The sequence below is a fragment of the Anoxybacillus ayderensis genome (genome assembly GCF_000833605.1).
Classification (GTDB): domain Bacteria; phylum Bacillota; class Bacilli; order Bacillales; family Anoxybacillaceae; genus Anoxybacillus; species Anoxybacillus ayderensis.
In genome coordinates this window covers 1-1,678 of record NZ_JXTG01000044.1, presented here as the reverse complement: position 1 = coordinate 1,678, position 1,678 = coordinate 1, and the positions used below count along the sequence as shown (strand labels likewise).

The 1,678-nt window shown below is 47.1% G+C and carries 1 protein-coding gene; it reads right to left on the bottom strand.

Annotation, left to right across the window (positions count from 1 at the left end; all coding sequences use genetic code 11):
* Window positions 1-207: 207 nt before the first annotated feature.
* On the bottom strand, window positions 208-1,581 hold the full coding sequence (locus JV16_RS14725; protein WP_042536453.1) for an IS1380 family transposase: 1,374 nt from the start codon (window positions 1,579-1,581) through the stop codon (window positions 208-210).
* Window positions 1,582-1,678: the final 97 nt, after the last annotated feature.

The window sequence follows — 1,678 nt, the reverse complement described above, 5'->3', positions numbered from 1 at the left end:
CCTGAATCCGTGATGAATTGAAATCGACTTTGATTTTGTTGTAATTTTGATGGATTGATAATCCATAAAACCCTTTTTATGCTTATGACCTATGTCATCTCTATTTCCGAAAATGGAACAAATCTCTTTTTTAGGTATACGAACCAAAAAAATAGACAAAAAAGCCCAGGGAGTGACGTTGGACATCAGTGCTCGAACATTCGTTCGTTATCTTGCCTCTCTCCATTTCTGATAGACGTTCAGTAGGGGCTCGCTATAGCCACTCCTTCGCGTCAGTTTCATCCAGATCTGTCGTGATCGGCGGACGAGTCGACCTGCCATCGTGATCACCGTCTGAATGATCGTCTTGATGCGGCGGCGTTTCACTTTATGATGTAATGGATGTCTCGGATCGCTTAATAGATCTTGTCCAATCAGACGAAGAAGGTTGTACACGAATGCTCCCATGACTAACACGAGCGCATTCGTTTTCATCTTCCCAGATGGAAGTCGCTCTAAATCTAAGTCGCTTTTCAGTTCGCTATGAAACTGTTCGCATGTCGCATGATCATGATACAATGCGAGCACATCACTCATTCGAACATGCTCGTATCCTTCGAGGCGCACCCAGTAGCTTTCGACTTCGTAATCAGGAACGAGCATCAGCTGTCCATTTCGTTCCATCGTTCGTTCCGTCACTTGGGTGACTTGAACGTACGTATACGTGTGTCCATCAATTGCTGCGGTCTGTGGAAGGCATAACTCATACGTTTGTACTCCTTCGGTTTGTCCATCATCGACGCGTCTGCCCTTTTGCGAAGCGATCTGGAACCAAAGTGCTTTCGATTCTCGGCGTAAGTTTCGCTTGATGACAAAGTCCACGTCTTCCTTTAGACATACGTGCACATTCGCTTCCGCATCGTTTCCTGCATCCATGCGGACAAGCAGACGAGACGAGGTCAGCGGACGAGCTCGACGGATGGCGGTAGTTAAAAACGAAGGCATGTTGTCTTGTACATGTTGTTTCCCTGGACGCAGCTCGGCATGAACGATATACCCTTCCTTCCCTGCGTACGCAAACAACGGTGTAAAACCGTCAAATCCTTTATACGTTCGACTCACTCCTTCTTTCTTCGTATCGGAGTTGTCAAATGGGGAAGCATCTATATCAAGGGGAAGCCATGTCGTTTTCCCTTTCGCCCAACAAGGGGACAAGGTAGCGTGTTGTCGAACCAACAGACGCATCGATTCCTCCCAAATGATGGTTTCGGTCATCGGAAGACAAGCGAGCTGATCGAGACGCTGTCGCAACGTTGGGGAGGAAGGTACGTGCTGAATCCCCATCGATGCCGAAAAGATATCGTCCTGACGATACGCTTCGATATGATCGAAATCCGTTTTTCCTGTGGCAAGCAAGCCAATCATCGAGCGAATGACATCGCTATGGGAAATGTGCACTTCTCGACGAACCGTTGGAAGCCGAAGTGCGTTTACCCGTTTATCCAGTTTCGTTCGATGGAGTAAGTAGCCCACGAGAGCAAGCCCAGCACTTGGAGTAATCGCTTCATCTGTCAATACAAACCGAATCGGGAAATCTTTCATCACATTCACCTACTTGATGAAGAATCGTCAACGTCGTTTTCCCTTATCGTATCAACGGTTTGCGACCATTGTAAAGATGTTTTGTCACGGATTCAGG

Bases quoted from the DNA above. Each gene is read 5' to 3' on its own strand.
- JV16_RS14725 (WP_042536453.1), bottom strand. From the start codon at position 1,581: ATGAAAGATTTCCCGATTCGGTTTGTATTGACAGATGAAGCGATTACT.